The 15,809-nt window shown below is 58.3% G+C and carries 14 protein-coding genes; 6 read left to right on the top strand and 8 right to left on the bottom strand.

Going from position 1 to position 15,809, the window contains the following annotated elements:
- The first annotated feature begins 18 nt into the window (after positions 1 to 18).
- Positions 19 to 807 (top strand): hypothetical protein, encoded by a 789-nt coding sequence (locus G5315_RS00665; RefSeq protein WP_421332100.1) that lies wholly within the window; start codon positions 19 to 21, stop codon positions 805 to 807.
- Between the two features lie 115 nt (positions 808 to 922).
- Here the strand turns inward: G5315_RS00665 and G5315_RS00660 are convergent, their stop codons facing one another.
- Both G5315_RS00660 and G5315_RS00655 read right to left on the bottom strand, forming a co-directional pair.
- Positions 923 to 2,353 (bottom strand): wax ester/triacylglycerol synthase family O-acyltransferase, encoded by a 1,431-nt coding sequence (locus G5315_RS00660; RefSeq protein WP_421332098.1) that lies wholly within the window; start codon positions 2,351 to 2,353, stop codon positions 923 to 925.
- 255 nt (positions 2,354 to 2,608) lie between these two features.
- On the bottom strand, positions 2,609 to 2,941 hold the full coding sequence (locus G5315_RS00655; RefSeq protein ID WP_139441359.1) for a polyhydroxyalkanoic acid system family protein: 333 nt from the start codon (positions 2,939 to 2,941) through the stop codon (positions 2,609 to 2,611).
- Between the two features lie 259 nt (positions 2,942 to 3,200).
- On the opposite strand from G5315_RS00655, the gene G5315_RS00650 reads away from it, so the two are divergent.
- Positions 3,201 to 3,929: an FFLEELY motif protein gene (locus G5315_RS00650; protein WP_421332097.1), complete on the top strand. Its 729-nt coding sequence runs from the start codon at positions 3,201 to 3,203 to the stop codon at positions 3,927 to 3,929.
- 86 nt (positions 3,930 to 4,015) lie between these two features.
- On the opposite strand, the gene G5315_RS00645 is transcribed toward G5315_RS00650, so the two are convergent.
- Genes G5315_RS00645 through prpB form a run of 3 tightly spaced genes read right to left on the bottom strand, consistent with a single transcriptional unit; the run spans position 4,016 to position 7,497 of the window.
- Positions 4,016 to 5,461 carry a bifunctional 2-methylcitrate dehydratase/aconitate hydratase gene (locus G5315_RS00645; protein ID WP_019446404.1) on the bottom strand — a complete coding sequence of 482 codons (1,446 nt, stop codon included), beginning with the start codon at positions 5,459 to 5,461 and terminating at the stop codon, positions 4,016 to 4,018.
- Between the two features lie 10 nt (positions 5,462 to 5,471).
- Entirely contained in the window at positions 5,472 to 6,599 is a 1,128-nt protein-coding gene (gene prpC / locus G5315_RS00640; RefSeq protein ID WP_019446405.1) for a bifunctional 2-methylcitrate synthase/citrate synthase, read from the bottom strand.
- A 10-nt stretch (positions 6,600 to 6,609) separates the two neighbouring features.
- The gene (gene prpB, locus G5315_RS00635) at positions 6,610 to 7,497 is read right to left on the bottom strand and encodes a methylisocitrate lyase (RefSeq protein ID WP_421251790.1); all 888 of its coding nucleotides are present in this window, start codon (positions 7,495 to 7,497) and stop codon (positions 6,610 to 6,612) included.
- A gap of 147 nt (positions 7,498 to 7,644) precedes the next feature.
- On the opposite strand from prpB, the gene G5315_RS00630 reads away from it, so the two are divergent.
- From G5315_RS00630 to rsmF, 4 genes are all read left to right on the top strand, one after another.
- A complete protein-coding gene (locus G5315_RS00630; RefSeq protein WP_005345516.1) occupies positions 7,645 to 8,271 on the top strand; it encodes a paraquat-inducible protein A in 627 nt (208 codons plus the stop codon).
- Positions 8,255 to 8,857 (top strand): paraquat-inducible protein A, encoded by a 603-nt coding sequence (locus G5315_RS00625; protein ID WP_304520951.1) that lies wholly within the window; start codon positions 8,255 to 8,257, stop codon positions 8,855 to 8,857. Before G5315_RS00630 ends, G5315_RS00625 begins: the two co-directional genes overlap by 17 nt.
- A 55-nt stretch (positions 8,858 to 8,912) precedes the next feature.
- Entirely contained in the window at positions 8,913 to 11,465 is a 2,553-nt protein-coding gene (locus G5315_RS00620; protein ID WP_421332095.1) for an MlaD family protein, read from the top strand.
- Between the two features lie 146 nt (positions 11,466 to 11,611).
- A complete protein-coding gene (gene rsmF / locus G5315_RS00615; protein ID WP_421332093.1) occupies positions 11,612 to 13,042 on the top strand; it encodes a 16S rRNA (cytosine(1407)-C(5))-methyltransferase RsmF in 1,431 nt (476 codons plus the stop codon).
- Positions 13,043 to 13,254: 212 nt separating this feature from the next.
- On the opposite strand, the gene G5315_RS00610 is transcribed toward rsmF, so the two are convergent.
- The 3 genes from G5315_RS00610 to G5315_RS00600 all read right to left on the bottom strand — a co-directional run bounded on the left by G5315_RS00610 (position 13,255) and on the right by G5315_RS00600 (position 15,791).
- Positions 13,255 to 13,527: a RepB family protein gene (locus G5315_RS00610; protein ID WP_421257766.1), complete on the bottom strand. Its 273-nt coding sequence runs from the start codon at positions 13,525 to 13,527 to the stop codon at positions 13,255 to 13,257.
- A gap of 172 nt (positions 13,528 to 13,699) precedes the next feature.
- Positions 13,700 to 14,641: a tyrosine-type recombinase/integrase gene (locus G5315_RS00605; RefSeq protein ID WP_421332375.1), complete on the bottom strand. Its 942-nt coding sequence runs from the start codon at positions 14,639 to 14,641 to the stop codon at positions 13,700 to 13,702.
- Between the two features lie 370 nt (positions 14,642 to 15,011).
- Positions 15,012 to 15,791, bottom strand: coding sequence for a TatD family hydrolase (locus G5315_RS00600; RefSeq protein WP_421332092.1), 780 nt, complete (start codon positions 15,789 to 15,791; stop codon positions 15,012 to 15,014).
- Positions 15,792 to 15,809 lie beyond the last annotated feature (18 nt).

Here is a 15,809-nt window from a genome sequence, read left to right as displayed (position 1 = left end):
GCTACAGGGAGAACAAGCATGACCACTTCACAACTCGAATTTGTCCCCTTCCCCTACGCGGATGCGGCCTATGACTATGCTGGCCAGAAGCTGGCCGATAACTGGGAACGTCTCCATCAGGGGGATGCCGAGCCATGGCCGGAAGATGAGCAGGTACAGGATGCCTGGCGGGCCTACCACGCAGGGGATTTTGCCCAGGCCGTCGCCCTTGGCGAAGCGGCCGGTGAGGCAGGTCTCAATGTGGCGAACAAGGCGCTGGTGATCCACGCCAGCTACCTGCTGGAGGACAAGTATGCCAAGCGTGCTGCCTTCGAGCGGGCGGCCAGCCATGCCGAGAAGCTGCAAAAACGCCAGCCTGACAATGCCAACGCCTGGTACTTCCACGCTCTGGCCCTTGGCCGTTACAGCCAGGTGATCTCCATCTCCAAGGCCCTCTCGCAAGGAATTGGCGACAAGATCAAGGCAAGCCTTGAGAAGGCGCTGGAGCTGGCGCCAGATCACGCCGAGGCCCATATTGCCTTTGGCGCCTGGCACGCGGAGATCGTCGACAAGTTGGGGGCCATGATCGGCGACCTCACCTATGGCGCCAAGAAGGAGGAGTCCGAGCGTCACTTCAAGGAGGCGCTGGCGCTGATCCCCGAATCGGCTATCGCCCGCATGGAGTACGCCAACGCTCAGGTGATGCTGCACGGCAAGAGCCGCCTGAAAGCGGCCGAAGCCCTCTATGCCGAAGCGGCCGAGTGCGAACCCATGGATGCCATGGAGCGCCTCGATGTGGAGGCGGCGCGCGAGGAGCTGGAGGATTAACCGCCACTCCTGCCACTAAGAGGTAGTAAAACAAGAGGCCAACCCGCGGGTTGGCCTCTTTTATGATGGATGCTGACCGGTTGGCTACGCCGTCACCGGTCGCTTAAGTGCACGCTCAACCGAGCAGCGCATCCAGCCCGTTGGGGTCAAACAACAGCTCCGGCTCCATCAGCACCAGCAACAGCAGTTGCTCGAATTCCACTGCAAACCGCTCGACCACCCGATCCGGATCCGGAACCAGCTTCTTGTCGGTGATAAGGCCAAGCTGCACCTTGTGATCGTAAGAGAGGATGGAGACGCCGACGCCGATATCCCCCGATTGCGGCACCCAGAACAGCGGCTGACGCAATTTTGCTCCAGCCAGATAGAGGGTCTGCTGCGGGCCGGGCACATTGGTGATCACCGCGCTGGCCTTGGCCGTGAGCAGCTCGACGGCCTGCTGCTGCACCGCATTGGGTGCCATGCCAAGGGCATGTAACAGGTTGAGCACCACCACGGGTTGTAGCGAGGTGCGCAGCGCCTGCATCCGGTCACGCACGGTATAGAGCCGTTGCAACGGGAGTTCAACATCCAGTGGCAAGTCCAGGGCCACCAGCCCGAAGCGGTTGCCAAGCGCACCCTCATCGTCCGGCGCACGCATATTGACTGGCACCAGGGCGCGGATCTTGACCTTGTTGGCATCATCCCCCTTCTCCTGCAGGTAGTGGCGAAACGCCCCTGCGGTGGCGGCGATCAGCAGATCGTTGACCGAGCAGCCCAGAACCTTGCCCACTGCCTTGATATCCGGTAGATCAATTTGCTCCGACCAGGCCACCCGCTTGGTGCTGGTGGTCTTGCCACGCAGGCGGCAGGGTGAATCATCACCGAGGGTGGCGATATTGCACAGCTCGCTCGCCACATCCCGCCCGGTCTTGAGGTAATCCACCGCCTTGGTGGGATGGGTGACCACTTCGACATATTTGGACCAGAGGCTACCGGTCAGTTTGAGACCAGCCCGCACCAGACGGCTGCCCTGGTGGCAATCCTCCTCATCCTCGTCATCGCTGTCATCCAGTGGCTCCGGTGACGGTGGTCGCGGCGCCCCTTCCTGGGTGTTATCCATCATGGTCAGCATGGCCCGCACCAGCGAGAAGCCGTCGCCCATGGCGTGGTGAATGCGCACCACCAACGCTTGCCCACCCAGCGACGTGTCGGTCAGGTGCATATCCCACAGGGGGCGCTGGTGGTTGAGCGGCGTCGAGGCGAGATCGGCCACCAGCTTCTCCAGCTCCAGCTTGCCTGCTTCACCCGGCAGGATCACTCGCTTGAGGTGCTGATCGAGATCGAAATCGGGATCATGACGCCAGTAGTAGGAGCCCCCCTCCAGCACGGCCCGCTGGTGAAAGCGGGGTTGCACCGAAATGGTATGGCGCAATCCGGCCCGCAGACGCGCTTCATCAAGCTCTCCTTCAAACATCAGGACACCGATGATCTGCATCAGGTTGTTGGGTCTGTCCATGCGTAACCAGGCGGTATCGACGCAGGAGATAAATTCACTCAGTGGCATGGTTGTTTCCCTACAAAATGAATTTACCGAGGCGGCAAATTGCTCCTTCCCTCATATCCGGATGAAGGCTTGATGCAATCAGAATGACTTTAATGAGTGCCGGCTCGAAATATGAAATAAAGATGAAAGATTACTTAAAAAATAGAATCGAGACCTCGCTGGATAATAAATCTGACAAACCATATGGCTTGCCAACTTATTTCAAACAGCCATCGTTTACAGCTGGTTTATTTAAAACCAGTGCAACGAAGAGTTTCAAACACGTTTGGGGCAAGGTAAGCGATTGTCGACATAATCGAGGATCTCTTGCTCCAGCACGCTGCGTACTGGCAACAGCATCAAACCAAGATGCACTTCCAGTTCCAGGGTATCTTCGTCCAGGGTGAGAGTGCCATGTACCCCTGAGCCGCGAAAGTGTAGCTCGGTCTCCTCTTCATCCGCCCATTCGCAATCGAGTTGATAGCTCTCGCTCATGTCCGCAGCGATGGCTTCGGCCGCGATCCGGGCGGCGGCCAGTCCCAGCGGATGCTGACGGCTGATCTGGATGGTAGAGAGTGCGCTGCTGCCAGCGAGCGAGTTGAAGAACATGGTCGTTACTCTGGGTCATAAGTTAGTTATTGATATTAAACACATGTTCACAACAAATGAAAGGATGGTTCACATAAATGGGACTCACTTAACAGAGTCGAGAGGGATGCAGGCCATCAACGGGGCATGGCATTTATTCCCTCCCCCGTGCGCGCTACACTTGTCACGGAACGGTCAGCAAAAGCTGCTTGTTTTTCATTCACTTGTATCTTCGTATCACCGAATTCCCATCAATGGGCCCAATGCCAGAGAGCTGTAGATGACGCATCAAGAACATGCCCACGACGACGATAGCACCCTGGGTCGGCTCTACCGCCAGCTCAAGCGGGTTGCAGCCTTGCGCGAGCAGATGCGTGCCCACCCGGAAGATCAGCAGGATCGGGATCGGCTACGCCAGTGGCAGGCCGACCGGTTGGGGCGAACCCATCGTGATCTGCTGGAGAGTGACCGCTACGGCCCTGCCGCCGAGTTCTTCCTGACCGACCTCTATGGCCCGGGGGATTGCGCCCGCCGCGATGCAGATGTGATGCGAGTGATGCCGACCGCCGAACGGCTGTTGCCGGAGTCCGGCCTCAAGGTGCTGGCGCAGGCGATCGAGCTCGACGCTCTCTCCGAAGAGCTGGACTACCTGATGGTGGTGGCGCTACGGCGCATTGATGGCATAGCTCCCATCACGCCGGACCATTACACCATCGCCTATCGTGCCGTGGGTGAACAGGCGCGCCGGGAACATCAGATTGCGTTGGTGAGCGAGCTTGGGATGACGCTGGACAGGCTGGCGAGAAAACCGCTGCTGGGGGCGACCCTCAAGCTGGTGTCAGGGCCCGCCCATTTGGCGGGGCTTGGCGAGCTTTTCTCCTTTGTCGAGCGTGGTTATCAGGTGTGTCATCAGATGGGGCGTGCCAAAGAGTTCCTCGAGACCATCGCCAGTCGCGAGACGGCCATCATGACGGCGCTCTTTAACGGCGACAGCAGTGCGCTGGGGTAAGGCTTATCGAGGGATAAGCCGCCGGAATAACAAAGCGGGCCGATGAGCCCGCTTTTCGTTTATCACTGTTCGCCGATAGATATCGGTCAGATCACCAGCAGATCCATAAAGGCGTGTACCGGGGTGGCGGCAAGGCGCGGCCCATCCTGACAGAGGGCCAGAATGTCGTTGACCCGTTTGGCCGGGAAGCGGGTGGCCAGATTGTGCTGGAATTTCTCCACCAGCAGCGGGATCCCCTCCTCCCGACGGCGACGATGGCCGACCGGGTACTCCACCTCCACCTTGGCGGTGTGAGTGCCGTCCTTGAAGAAGATCTGGATGGCGTTGGCAATGGATCGCTTGTCTGCCTCCAGATATTCGCGGCTGTAGCGCTTGTCCTCCTGCACCACCATCTTGCCGCGTAGCGCGTCGATGCGGGGATCGGCGGCAACATCGTCCTCGTAATCCTCGGCGATCAGGCGACCGAAGATGAGCGGCACCGCCACCATGTACTGCAGGCAGTGATCCCGATCGGCCGGGTTATTGAGGGCGCCGACCTTGCTGATGATGCGAATGGCCGACTCATGGGTGGTGAGTTCGATACGGTCGATCTCGTCGAGCCGCCCCTTCACCTGAGCGTGCAGCTTCATGGCGCACTCCACAGCAGTCTGGGCGTGGAACTCGGCGGGATAGGAGATCTTGAACAGCACGTTCTCCATCACATAGCTACCGTACCCCTGATGCAGGGCGAACTGGTTGCCTTTGAACAGCACGTCGTAGAAACCCCACTTGGGGGCGCTCAGCACGCCGGGATAGCCCATCTCGCCGCTCATGGTGATAAGGGCGAGGCGCACTGCGCGAGAGGTGGCATCCCCCGCTGCCCAGCTCTTGCGCGACCCCGCATTGGGGGCATGGCGGTAGGTACGCAGGCTCTGGCCATCGACCCAGGCCTGGGAGACCGCATCGATCACCTGATCGCGGGTGCCACCCAGCATATGAGTCACCACGGCGGTGCTGGCGACCTTGACCAGCACCACGTGATCGAGACCAACCCGGTTGAAGGAGTTCTCCAGCGCCAGCACCCCCTGAATTTCGTGGGCTTTGACCATGGCCACCAGCACATCAGCCATGGTGAGCGGTGCCTTGCCCTCTGCCACGCGAGTACGGGAGAGCCAATCGGCAGTGGCGAGAATGCCCCCCAGATTATCGGAGGGGTGACCCCACTCGGCGGCCAGCCAGGTGTCGTTGTAATCGAGCCAGCGGATGATGGCACCGATGTCCCAGGCTGCCTTGACCGGATCGAGGCAGAGCTGGGTACCGGGCACCCGGGCACCGTGGGGTACCAGAGTCCCGGGGACGATGGGGCCAAGGTGTTTGGTGCACTCGGGGAAGCGCAGGGCCAGCAAGCCACAGCCAAGGGTGTCCATCAGGCAGTAGCGGGCGGTGTCGAGAGCCGCCTCGCAGGTTACGGGGTGGTTGCAGACATAATCAGCAATATCGACCAGCACCTGATCAGGGTCTGGTCTGTGGTTGACGTCGACGTTGGCGGACATCGTGACTTCCTTATCGTTGTTGTAGAGAGACAAAGTGACGGGGGGCCGGGCCGACATAATCGGCGCTCGGGCGGATGATCCGGTTGTGCTCGCGCTGCTCCATCACGTGGGCGCACCAGCCGGTGACCCGCGAGCAGACGAAGATGGGGGTGAACAGCTTGGTCGGGATCCCCATGTAGTGATAGGCGCTGGCGTGGAAGAAGTCGGCGTTGGGAAAGAGCTCTTTCTCCTCCCACATCACCTTCTCCGCCTCGCAGGAGACGCGATAGAGGCGATCATCCCCCACCGCCTCGGCGAGCTTGGCCGACCACTCCTTGATGATGACGTTGCGCGGATCCGAGGTGCGATAGATGGCGTGGCCAAAGCCCATGATCTTCTCCTTGGCCGCCAGCTTGGCCAGCAGTTCGCGCCTTGCCTGCGTTTCATCCTGCCAGTGTTCGATCATCGCCATGGCTGCCTCGTTGGCGCCACCGTGGAGCGGGCCGCGCAAGGTGCCGATGGCGGCAGTGATACAGGAGAACATGTCGGAAAGGGTTGAGGCGCAAACCCGCGCCGCAAAGGTAGAGGCGTTGAACTCATGCTCGGCGTAGAGGATGAGGGAGACATGCATCACCCGCCGCTCCAGCTCGCTCGGCGCTTTCTGGTGCAGCAGCGCGAGGAAATGGCCACCGATACACTCTTCATCGGTATCGAGGGCGATGCGAACTCCCTCGTGACTGAACTTGTACCAGTAGATCAGAATGCCCGGAAAGGCGGCCAGCAGCCGATCCGCCACTTCATGCTCATGCTCGAAACCATCTTCCGGCTCCAGATCGCCGAGCATGGAGCAGCCGGTGCGCAGCACATCCATGGGGTGAGCATCGGCGGGAATGCGCTCCAGCACTTCCAACAGCGGCTGGGGCAAAGTGCGCAGGCGACACAGTTCGCGCTTGTAGGCGTCAAGCTGCTGCTCATCGGGCAACTCCCCCTTGAGCAGCAAATAGGCGACCTCCTCGAACTGGGCGCTGTCGGCCAGCTCCTTGATGTCATAGCCGCGATAGGTAAGACCGGTACCACTCTTGCCTACTGTGCAGATACTGGTCTCCCCCGCACTCTGCCCGCGCAGACCTGCCCCACCCAACGGTTTTTGCTGTCCCATAAGCTGCCTCCTATTCCTTGGCTGTAAACAGACGATCCAGTGTCTGCTCGTAGTGGTGATATCCGAGGAAGTCGTAGAGCGACTCCCGGGTCTGCATGGTCTCCACGACAGCCCTTTGATGGCCATCCTGGCGAATATGTTGATAGACGTTGAGAGCGGCCTGATTGGCGGCTCGGTTGGCACTCAAGGGGTAGAGCACCATGTCGACTCCGTGCGCAGCCAGTTGCTCTTTGTCAAACAGCTCGGTTTTGCCGAACTCGGTCATGTTGGCGAGGATCGACACGTTGGCCGCTTGCTTGAACTGGTCGTACTGGGCCAGCTCGGTCACCGCCTCGGCGAAGATCATGTCGGCCCCGGCGGCCACATAGGCGGCAGTGCGTTCAAGAGCCGACTCCATCCCCTCCACCGCCAATGCATCGGTGCGGGCCATGATGACGAACTCGCTATTCTCGCGGGCATCCACCGCTGCCTTGATGCGATCGCACATCTCCTCAAGCGACACCACCGCCTTGTTGGGACGGTGGCCGCAACGCTTTTGGGCCACCTGATCTTCCATATGGACGGCGGCAACTCCGGCCCGCTCGAACGCGCGGATGGTGCGGGCGATATTGAATGCCCCGCCCCAGCCGGTATCGATATCGACCAACAGCGGCACACGGGTCGCTGCGGTGATCCGCTCGGCATCGATCAGCACGTCGTTGAGGGAGGTCATACCGAGATCCGGCAAGCCGTAGGAGGCATTGGCTACTCCGGCGCCGGAGAGATAGAGGGCTTGAAAACCGCTGCGCTCGGCCATCAGCGCCATATAGGCATTGATGGTGCCGACGATCTGTAGTGGCTTTTCGTTGGCAAGGGCGGTGCGAAAGCGCAGGCCTGCCGAGGGGGACAAACTGGACATCATGACTCCTTTCACCTGTCTAGTCTGGCTATCTAATATCACGTTTACGTTAACGTCAATTATGCTTTCGTAACATTCCGGCCGCAGGCAAGACAGGAAACCGGTTTTAGGGTAAATTTCACCAATTCCTTCAACAGGTTGAATTGTATGATGGAGCCCGGTTCCGTAATTGTCTGTCCGGCGTGCGACTTGCTGATCCAGCGCAAAGCACTGCCGCTGCGTCGTCATGCCCACTGCCCGCGTTGTCACCAGCATCTCTATGGCCGTTATGCCTTTCGTCCCTCCCAGTTGATGGCCCTGACCATCACCGGATTTCTGCTACTGCCCTCTGCATTTTTTGAGCCGTTGATCTATCTGCGGCTGGCTGGGGTCAACACCGATGCCGACCTGCTGCGCGGTATTCTGGTGCTGTTTGGCGAGGGCGAATGGTGGGTGGCCAGCCTGGTGCTCTGGTGCGCCGTGTTGGCGCCGGTGGGATTATTGGCGGGGATCTTTGTGCTGGCTTCGGGTCTGGCCAAACGTTGGCACATTCTTCCCGTCACCTTGAAGCTGGTCGAGGTGTTTCGCCACTGGGCCATGCTGGAGGTCTATATCGTCAGCCTGCTGGTTGCCCTGTTCAAACTGATCGACATCGCCGATGTGCGCCTCGGTGGCGGCTTGCTCAGCCTCGGTATTCTGATGCTGCTCAACATGACCCTGCTGATCCTGTTTGACCCCGCCCCCTACTGGGCGCGGATCCCGTTAAAGGAGCCGGAACATGACCAGCGCCCGTGAGATGGGGCTCTGCCGCTGCCATACCTGTGGTTTGCTGGTGCGCTATCAAGCCGGGGCAGTCTGCCCCCGTTGCAGCAGCAAATTGCAGGTGCGCATCCCCCGTTCCCTCGCCTGGTCGTGGGGCTTGCTGGCGCTCGCCACCTTCATGTTGCTGCCTGCCAATCTGTTGCCCATTACCCATTTCTACAACAAGGGGTTGCTGCAGTCAGATACCATCTTCAGCGGTATCATGATGCTCTATCGCAGCAAAATGAGCGGGATTGCCACCATAGTCCTCACCGCCAGCATACTGGTGCCGGTGGGAAAAATATTGGGGCTGGCCTGGATCTGCTGGCAGTTGCAGCGGGCCAAACCGGTGCGGCGCAAGCGCCAGCTGGTGATGTATCGGGTGATCGATTTTATCGGTCGCTGGTCAATGCTGGACCTGTTCGTGATTTCTCTGATGGTGGCGCTGGTCGATCGGGGGGTGCTGCTGAGTGTCCGCGCAGGCCCGGGGGCCACCGCCTTTGCCGGTGTGGTAGTGCTGACCATGATGTCGGCCCGCATGCTCGATACCCGTTTACTGTGGGACAAGGCGGCCCGTTGATGATTTCTCTGTTTTTGTCTGATGTGCTGTTTAATCCAGCCAATAAGGAGTCACTATGATCGGGGCTGAACCCGTCATCGAAAAGCGTCGCTGGTTATCGCCGGTCTGGCTGTTACCCCTGATAGCCCTGCTGCTGGCAGGTGGCTTTCTCTATCAGCAGGTATTGAGCCGTGGCCAGCTTATCCAGATCAACTTCGCCCAGGGCAACGGCATCTTGCCGGGTAAAACCCAGGTTCGTTATCAGGGGGTGGCCATCGGCGTGGTGCAAGAGCTGGAGCTGGCTGAAGATGGCCGCAAGATTGCGGTGATGGCCAAGATTGACAGCCGTGCCAGACCGCTGATCCGCAAGGGATCCGACTTCTGGCTGGTGAGCCCCAAGGCGTCGCTCACCGAGATCTCCGGCCTCGATACCCTAGTCTCCGGCAACTACATCAACCTGCAACCGGGGCGTGAAAGCAATCCGCTGGAGGAGACCTTCGATGCACTGGAGGGCCCTCCTCCCGGCTATCAGGCTCAGGGGCGCATGCTGCACCTGACTGCCGATTCGCTGGGTTCTGTGGGGATTGGCGCCAAGCTCTATTTCCGCGGCATCGAGGTGGGCAGCGTCATCAATACCCGTCTGGGTCAGGACAATCAGAACGTCATTCTGGATCTGGTGATCGAGCCGCGTTTCGAGCATCTGGTCAAAGCTGATACCCGCTTCTGGAATATCAGTGGTATCAAGGGCTCCTTCAGTCTGGCTGGCGTCAGCGTGGAAGCTGGCAGCCTCACTTCCATTCTGAGCGGCGGCATTGCCTTTGACTCGCCCAAAGATTCACCGGAGCCGGAGAAGGGACAGACTTTCGTCCTCTATAAAGGGCTGGCTGAAGCGGCGCGCGGTGCGCGTATCGACATTGCGGCTGGCGATCTTCCGGTCAAGGAGGGGATGCCCATCCTCTATGAAGGGATCGAGATTGGTCGTATCGACCCCATTCGCCTCACCGACAAAGGCCGGGTGGTAACGGCGCTGATCAACCCGGAGCAGGCTTATCGCATTACCGACAAGAGTCAACTGGTGTGGGAGAGTGTCTCCCTCTCCGCGACCGGCGTGCAGCATGCAGATCGCCTGCTCTCCGGCCCGGCCATTCGCCTCGACTATGTAGCGGGCAAACCGGTACAGAAGATGACCCTGACCGATCGCGCGCCCCAGAGCGGCACCAAGGTGACGCTGCAGGCTGACGATCTGGCGGGGCTCAATCAGGATGCACCTGTCTGGTACAAGGGGTTGCAGGTGGGCCGTATCAGCCAGCTCACCCTGGATGCGCGCGGCAATGCCAGCGTCGAGCTGGTGATGGCGCCGAACTATGGTCACCTGCTCAACCGTGCCCGCTTCTATCGCGCCGCCCCGTTGCAGATCGATGCCGATCTGAGCGGTATCAAGGTAGAAACCAGTCCGGCCAGTGCCTGGTTGGGAGGCGGGATCAAGCTGGTACAAGCCAGCAGTGGCGAGCGGATTAACCGTCTCTACCCCAGTCAGGAGCTGGCACTGCTCGGTACCCGTGATGCCAAGCCCCAGCGCTGGTTGCTCAAGGCAGATCAGGCCGATGGCATTGGCATTGGCTCGCCTGTGCTCTATCTGGGGCTGGAAGCGGGCATGGTCAAACAGCTGCGCGCCGCCAAAGAGGGGGTCGAGATCGAACTCGAGATTGATGGAGTCTATGCTCCCCTCCTCGCCCAACAACCCCAATTCTGGAAAAAACCGGCCATCGACACCAAGGTGCGGGTCGATGGGGTGCAAGTCAAGGTGGGTAACCTCGCTACCCTGCTGCGCGGTGCCATCGAGTTCGATCGGTTGGCCAATGGCCGCAGTAGCCATCAACTGTTCGATTCCAGGGAGCAAGCCAAGGCCAAGGTGCGCCAGCTGTCACTGGTGGCAGAGAGCAATCCGGGGCTCGGGATTGGCAGCCCGATCCGCTATCGCGGGGTCGATATCGGCAAAATTGAAGAGATCGAGCTGGAGCCGTCTCTGGGTCAGGTGATCTTCAAGGCCGAACTTGATGGCCACTACGCCGAGCGTTTCCTGCAGTCCGGTGCCCGCTTTACTCTGGTACAGGCCAGGCTGGGATTAGGCGGAGTTGCGCACCTCGATACCCTGATCAAGGGGGCGTTTGTAGAGGCACAACCGGGTAAAGGCGCAGGCAAAGATCGCTTCCCCTTGAGTCAGGTCGGCCCGGTGGGTCTGGCCCTGACCCTCAAGAGCCCCTCCGTCAATGGCCTGAGCGTCGGCAGTCCGCTACTGTTTCGCAAGATGGTGGTGGGCAGCGTTACCAAGGTGGCGCTGGCTCGGGATGGTAGCGAGGTGGTGATCGACGTTAACGTGGAACAGGAGTATGCACATTTGGTGCGGGCCAACTCCCGTTTCTGGAATGTCTCCGGGGTCAAGGCGGATATCGGCCTGACTGGCGGCACCATCGAAGTGGAGACGGTGCAGAGCCTGCTGGCTGGCGGCATTGCTTTCAATACGCCGGAGAAAGAGATGGGTCCAACCGTCAAGGCAGGACACAGCTATCCGCTCTACGGCAAGGCCGAGAAAGAGTGGCTGGAGTGGAGCCCTCGTATCCAGCCCTGATCCCAACCCTTTTCGTATCTCATCCAAGCCCGGCACAATGCCGGGCTTTTTTATATTCCGGTGCCTGTTGATAGGGTTCAGATTCAGAATATTCTTAGCCTTGTGGTAGGATATCGCCCCTCTTTTTCGGTCAACGAGACGGCACAGTGCACGACAACACCTTCCTTCCCGATTACTTTTTACGCCACATTGCGGCCATCATGCCGGCTCATCTTTCGATGGATGACTTTGTGGCCAGTTGTCGACGTCCGCTGCGCCGCAGCATTCGGGTCAACACCTTGAAGATCGCCGTCTCGGATTTCGTCGCCCTGATGGAGCCGCTGGGTTGGCAGCTCGACCCTGTGCCCTGGTGTGATACCGGCTTCTGGCTGACACGCAGCGATGAAACCGTCCCCCTTGGCAACACCGCCGAGCACTTGAGCGGGCTCTTCTACATTCAGGAAGCGAGCTCCATGCTGCCGGTGACGGCGCTCTTTGCCAGCGACAAGATCAAAGCGGATGGTATGTTGCTGGATGCGGCGGCGGCCCCCGGCTCCAAGACCACCCAGATCGCCGCCTTGATGAACAATCAGGGGATGTTGGTTGCCAACGAGTTTTCCAGCAGCCGGTTGAAAGTGCTCAGCGCCAATATCCAGCGCTGCGGCGTGACCAATGTGGGTATGACCCATTTTGATGCCAAGGTGTTTGGCCAGTGGTTGCCGGAGACCTTCGACGCCATCCTGCTAGACGCGCCCTGCTCCGGTGAAGGGACGGTGCGAAAAGATGAAGATGCATTGCGCAACTGGAGTATCGAGAGCATCGACGAGATTGCTGCGGTGCAGCAAGGGTTGCTGGAGAGCGCCTTCCATGCCCTGAAACCGGGTGGCGTGCTGGTCTACTCCACCTGCACGCTCAGTTTGCAGGAGAATCAGGAGGTCTGCCAATCCCTGCTGGACAAGTTTGGCGATGCCTTGAGTTTTGACTCGCTGGCTGACCTGTTCCCCCATGCAGAGCAAGCCTGCACACCTGAAGGATACCTGCACGTTTGGCCCCAGATCTTCGATAGTGAAGGCTTTTTCGTCGCCAGATTGCGCAAGTTTCACTCGGTGCCCAACACCATGTTCAAGCCGGGCAAGCTGGGTAAATTCCCCTTCCTGCCACTGGCAGCAAAAGAGTCAGAGCCCATGCTGCGCGAGATTGAAGCAAACTTCGGAGTGGCACCGCAGGGTCAGCTGTTTGGCCGCAATGACGAAATCTGGCTCTTTCCCCAGCAGTTTGATCAGGTGCAGGGCAAGCTGCGCTTCGATCGCATCGGCATCAAGTTGGCAGAAACCTTCAAGAAAGGCTATCGCCTCACTCATGAGTGGGCACTGGCCTATGGCGATAAAGCGAGCAAGGGTGTTGTCGAGCTGGATAGCGCCAATGCGCGGGAATTCATGATGGGACGGGACGTCTGGCCAGAACAGGATGCGGGCGCTGGCGAGGTGATCGTCCGCTATCAGGGGCATACCCTGGGCATGGGGAAATGGGTGGGGAGTCGGGTCAAGAATGCCCTCCCCCGCGAGCTGGTGCGTGACAACAATCTGTTCAATGCGTAGTGGGCCGCTCGGTGCATAAGCACTTGAACGAGTCTGAAATACCCACACTCTGATTGAACTTTTCTTCGGATCTTGAAAAGCCTTGAGCCTTGTCTAAGCTTAAGGCAATCCGAACACCAGTTAGCGCACGGCTCTGCAAAGAGCCAATTCCCCTATGCCAGGTACAAGGAATTCGTACCTGGCTTTTTTTATCTCTTACTTCACTCTTGGCTCTATTCAACAGTCTCTTCGAGCTGTGTGGAGACTCTGTTTTCAAACGGAGGTTCTCTACCCAGCTCATGTTGGTAGAGCATATCGATCGCCTGCTCGATGAGTGATGCCTGACTGTCTTCTAAATGAAGACCCAGAGCGGCCAATCGCTCGGCGTGGCGATTGCTGATCCAGCATTGCAGTCGGGTATGGGTCTCCTGCTTGCGTTTTACATGTTGGCGCTGCCGCTCGGCATTGTTTTGGGGCCCCGCCTCTTGCACTTCACGCCCTGTCATTTCTTGGCTCATATGTCCTTGCGATGTTTAATTTCCAGATTTGTTATCTCTCATCACATGCCATTATCCATAGGAAGATGCCCTTCCCCTTTGGGCTGCTGGCTGCACAGCAAATATATCATCAGATCAACAAGATATCATTTAACATAAAAAACGAAGTGACGCAGTTGTGTCAAAGCAAGCCATCAAGGGCATGATCGGAGAATTTGTGGGCGTCATCGAAGTACTCCTGCAGGGTTCGCATATCCTTGTGGCGCGTCACCTCGATGATCTTGTTCATCGGTTTGCCGGCAGTCACTGCAGAGGTGATAAATCCACGGCGCAGGCTATGGCCACTGACGTAGAGATCGTCGATGGTTTGGCCAGTTCGCCGCTTGATCATCAGATTGATGCCCTGGGGGCCGAGTGGTTCGGCCATCAATTGGCCCCAGCGGTTCATGCGCCGAAACAGCGGCCCCTCGCTGATCCGGCTTTTGCTCAGCCAGTTTTGCAGTGCCGACACAGGACAATAGTGCTTGCCCGGGATCAAGGCTATCTCGGTTTCATGCAGCTGATGCTTGCTCGGTTTGAGGCGAAGGCGGATCCCCTGCCCCACAAAATCGAGATCGCTCACCTCAATTCGGGCTGCTTCCGAGCGGCGCAAAGCGCCACTGAACATCAAGAGCAGCAGGGTGTGATCACGCAAACCCGCGAGGTCATTGGTGTCGATGCCATCCAGCACCTGGGTCAAAGGTTGCAGCGTCAGGGCACCGGTTTTGCGCTTGCGGTTATCCCCCAACCTGACAATACCGCGCATCATCTCCTTGATTTCGGGATGTTCGGTGGGCATGGGGTGAATGCCTTTCTGCTTGAAGGCATAACGGATCCCGGCAAGCCGTCTCACCAAGGTTGCCGGTTTACGAGGTTCACCATTGCGCAGCTCCCCTTTTCCCTCCTCTTTATCCAGCCATACCCAGTCGGCCAATACGCCGTCAGCCTGATCAGCGAGAAAGTTCATGATGTCGTGATGGGTGGTTTGCAGTGGATCCAGCCCGTGCAATTGACACCAGAAGACAAAAATACGGGTATCCGCCTGATAGGCATTGAGGGTGGAATCCGCTTTTGCACTGCGCAAAAAGCGGCGTGCCCGACTATTTAGCTGTGTATCGAAAACAGCCTGCAGTGACTGATGAGCCGGATTGGACAAGGATAGATATGCCACGGAACTCTATGATTCATATGAAGTTTGAGAGGATCTTACAGGATCCTTCCCATACATCAAGTATCGATAATGAATATTATCGATACTTATAGTCTGATGTTTTAATACCCTTTGACCACGGTGAAAAAACGAAACATCGGAATATCATTCACCCAGTTTTGTATGGATGAACGAGTTGAATTGACTGGGTGGGTGAGAGATAACGTTGTGCTAGGTTGATTTTCAGGTGGGTAATCAGCTTGGTATTTGAAATATAAAAGCCCCGAGCAACGGGGCTTCTGTGTTATTTTTTCGCCAGCTTGAACAGTTCAAAGAAATTCCGGCTGGTGGCTTCTGCCAATTCATTAAGCGGAATATGACGCAGATCGGCAATAAACTGCGCAACGTCTCGCACAAAGGCAGGTTCGTTCTCCCTCCCCCGATGCGGAACAGGTGCAAGATAGGGCGAGTCGGTCTCGACCAGCAATCTGTCGAGGGGCAGAGCCTTGACCACTTCTTGCAGTGCAGACGCATTTTTGAAGGTGGCGATCCCGGAGATGGAGATATAGAACCCCATCGCCATCGCGGCTTGCGCCATCTCGAGAGACTCGGTGAAACAGTGCAGCACACCGCCCACCTGATCAGCTCCCTCTTCACGCATGATCTGCAAGGTATCTTGCTGGGCATCGCGAGTGTGGATGATCAGCGGCTTGTTCAACGCGCGGGCAACCCGGATATGTTCGCGGAAAGAAGCTTGCTGCACCTCTTTGTTTTCAGGGGAATAAAAGTAGTCAAGCCCAGTTTCGCCGATGGCGATCACTCTTTCGTCCGCAGCCTGTGTCAGCAACAAGGCTGCATCCACCCCGGGTTCCTGATTGAGCGGGTGTACACCGCAAGAGGCAAACACCTGGGGATAGGGAGCGATCGCCTCGAGCATGGTCGGGAACTGTGCCTGAGTCACACTGACACAGAGAAAATATCTCACGTCCAGTTTCGCGGCCTTGGCAAGTACATCAGACATGCTGGTCTGCTTGCTGCCATAGCTGAGGCGATCGAGATGACAGTGGGAATCAACGAGTAACATATAAAACCTTTCTGCTTG

Origin of the sequence: Aeromonas sp. 603607 (assembly GCF_049171595.1) — a bacterium.
In the GTDB taxonomy this organism is placed as follows: Bacteria; Pseudomonadota; Gammaproteobacteria; order Enterobacterales; family Aeromonadaceae; genus Aeromonas; species Aeromonas veronii.
This window is presented reverse-complemented; position numbering and strand designations above follow the sequence as displayed.

Coding starts and splice junctions, on each gene's coding strand:
- G5315_RS00665 (WP_421332100.1), top strand. CDS start 19: ATGACCACTTCACAACTCGAATTTGTCCCCTTCCCCTACGCGGATGCG.
- G5315_RS00660 (WP_421332098.1), bottom strand. CDS start 2,353: ATGCCACTGAGTGAATTTATCTCCTGCGTCGATACCGCCTGGTTACGC.
- G5315_RS00655 (WP_139441359.1), bottom strand. CDS start 2,941: ATGTTCTTCAACTCGCTCGCTGGCAGCAGCGCACTCTCTACCATCCAG.
- G5315_RS00650 (WP_421332097.1), top strand. CDS start 3,201: ATGACGCATCAAGAACATGCCCACGACGACGATAGCACCCTGGGTCGG.
- G5315_RS00645 (WP_019446404.1), bottom strand. CDS start 5,461: ATGTCCGCCAACGTCGACGTCAACCACAGACCAGACCCTGATCAGGTG.
- prpC (WP_019446405.1), bottom strand. CDS start 6,599: ATGGGACAGCAAAAACCGTTGGGTGGGGCAGGTCTGCGCGGGCAGAGT.
- prpB (WP_421251790.1), bottom strand. CDS start 7,497: ATGTCCAGTTTGTCCCCCTCGGCAGGCCTGCGCTTTCGCACCGCCCTT.
- G5315_RS00630 (WP_005345516.1), top strand. CDS start 7,645: ATGATGGAGCCCGGTTCCGTAATTGTCTGTCCGGCGTGCGACTTGCTG.
- G5315_RS00625 (WP_304520951.1), top strand. CDS start 8,255: ATGACCAGCGCCCGTGAGATGGGGCTCTGCCGCTGCCATACCTGTGGT.
- G5315_RS00620 (WP_421332095.1), top strand. CDS start 8,913: ATGATCGGGGCTGAACCCGTCATCGAAAAGCGTCGCTGGTTATCGCCG.
- G5315_RS00610 (WP_421257766.1), bottom strand. CDS start 13,527: ATGACAGGGCGTGAAGTGCAAGAGGCGGGGCCCCAAAACAATGCCGAG.
- G5315_RS00600 (WP_421332092.1), bottom strand. CDS start 15,791: ATGTTACTCGTTGATTCCCACTGTCATCTCGATCGCCTCAGCTATGGC.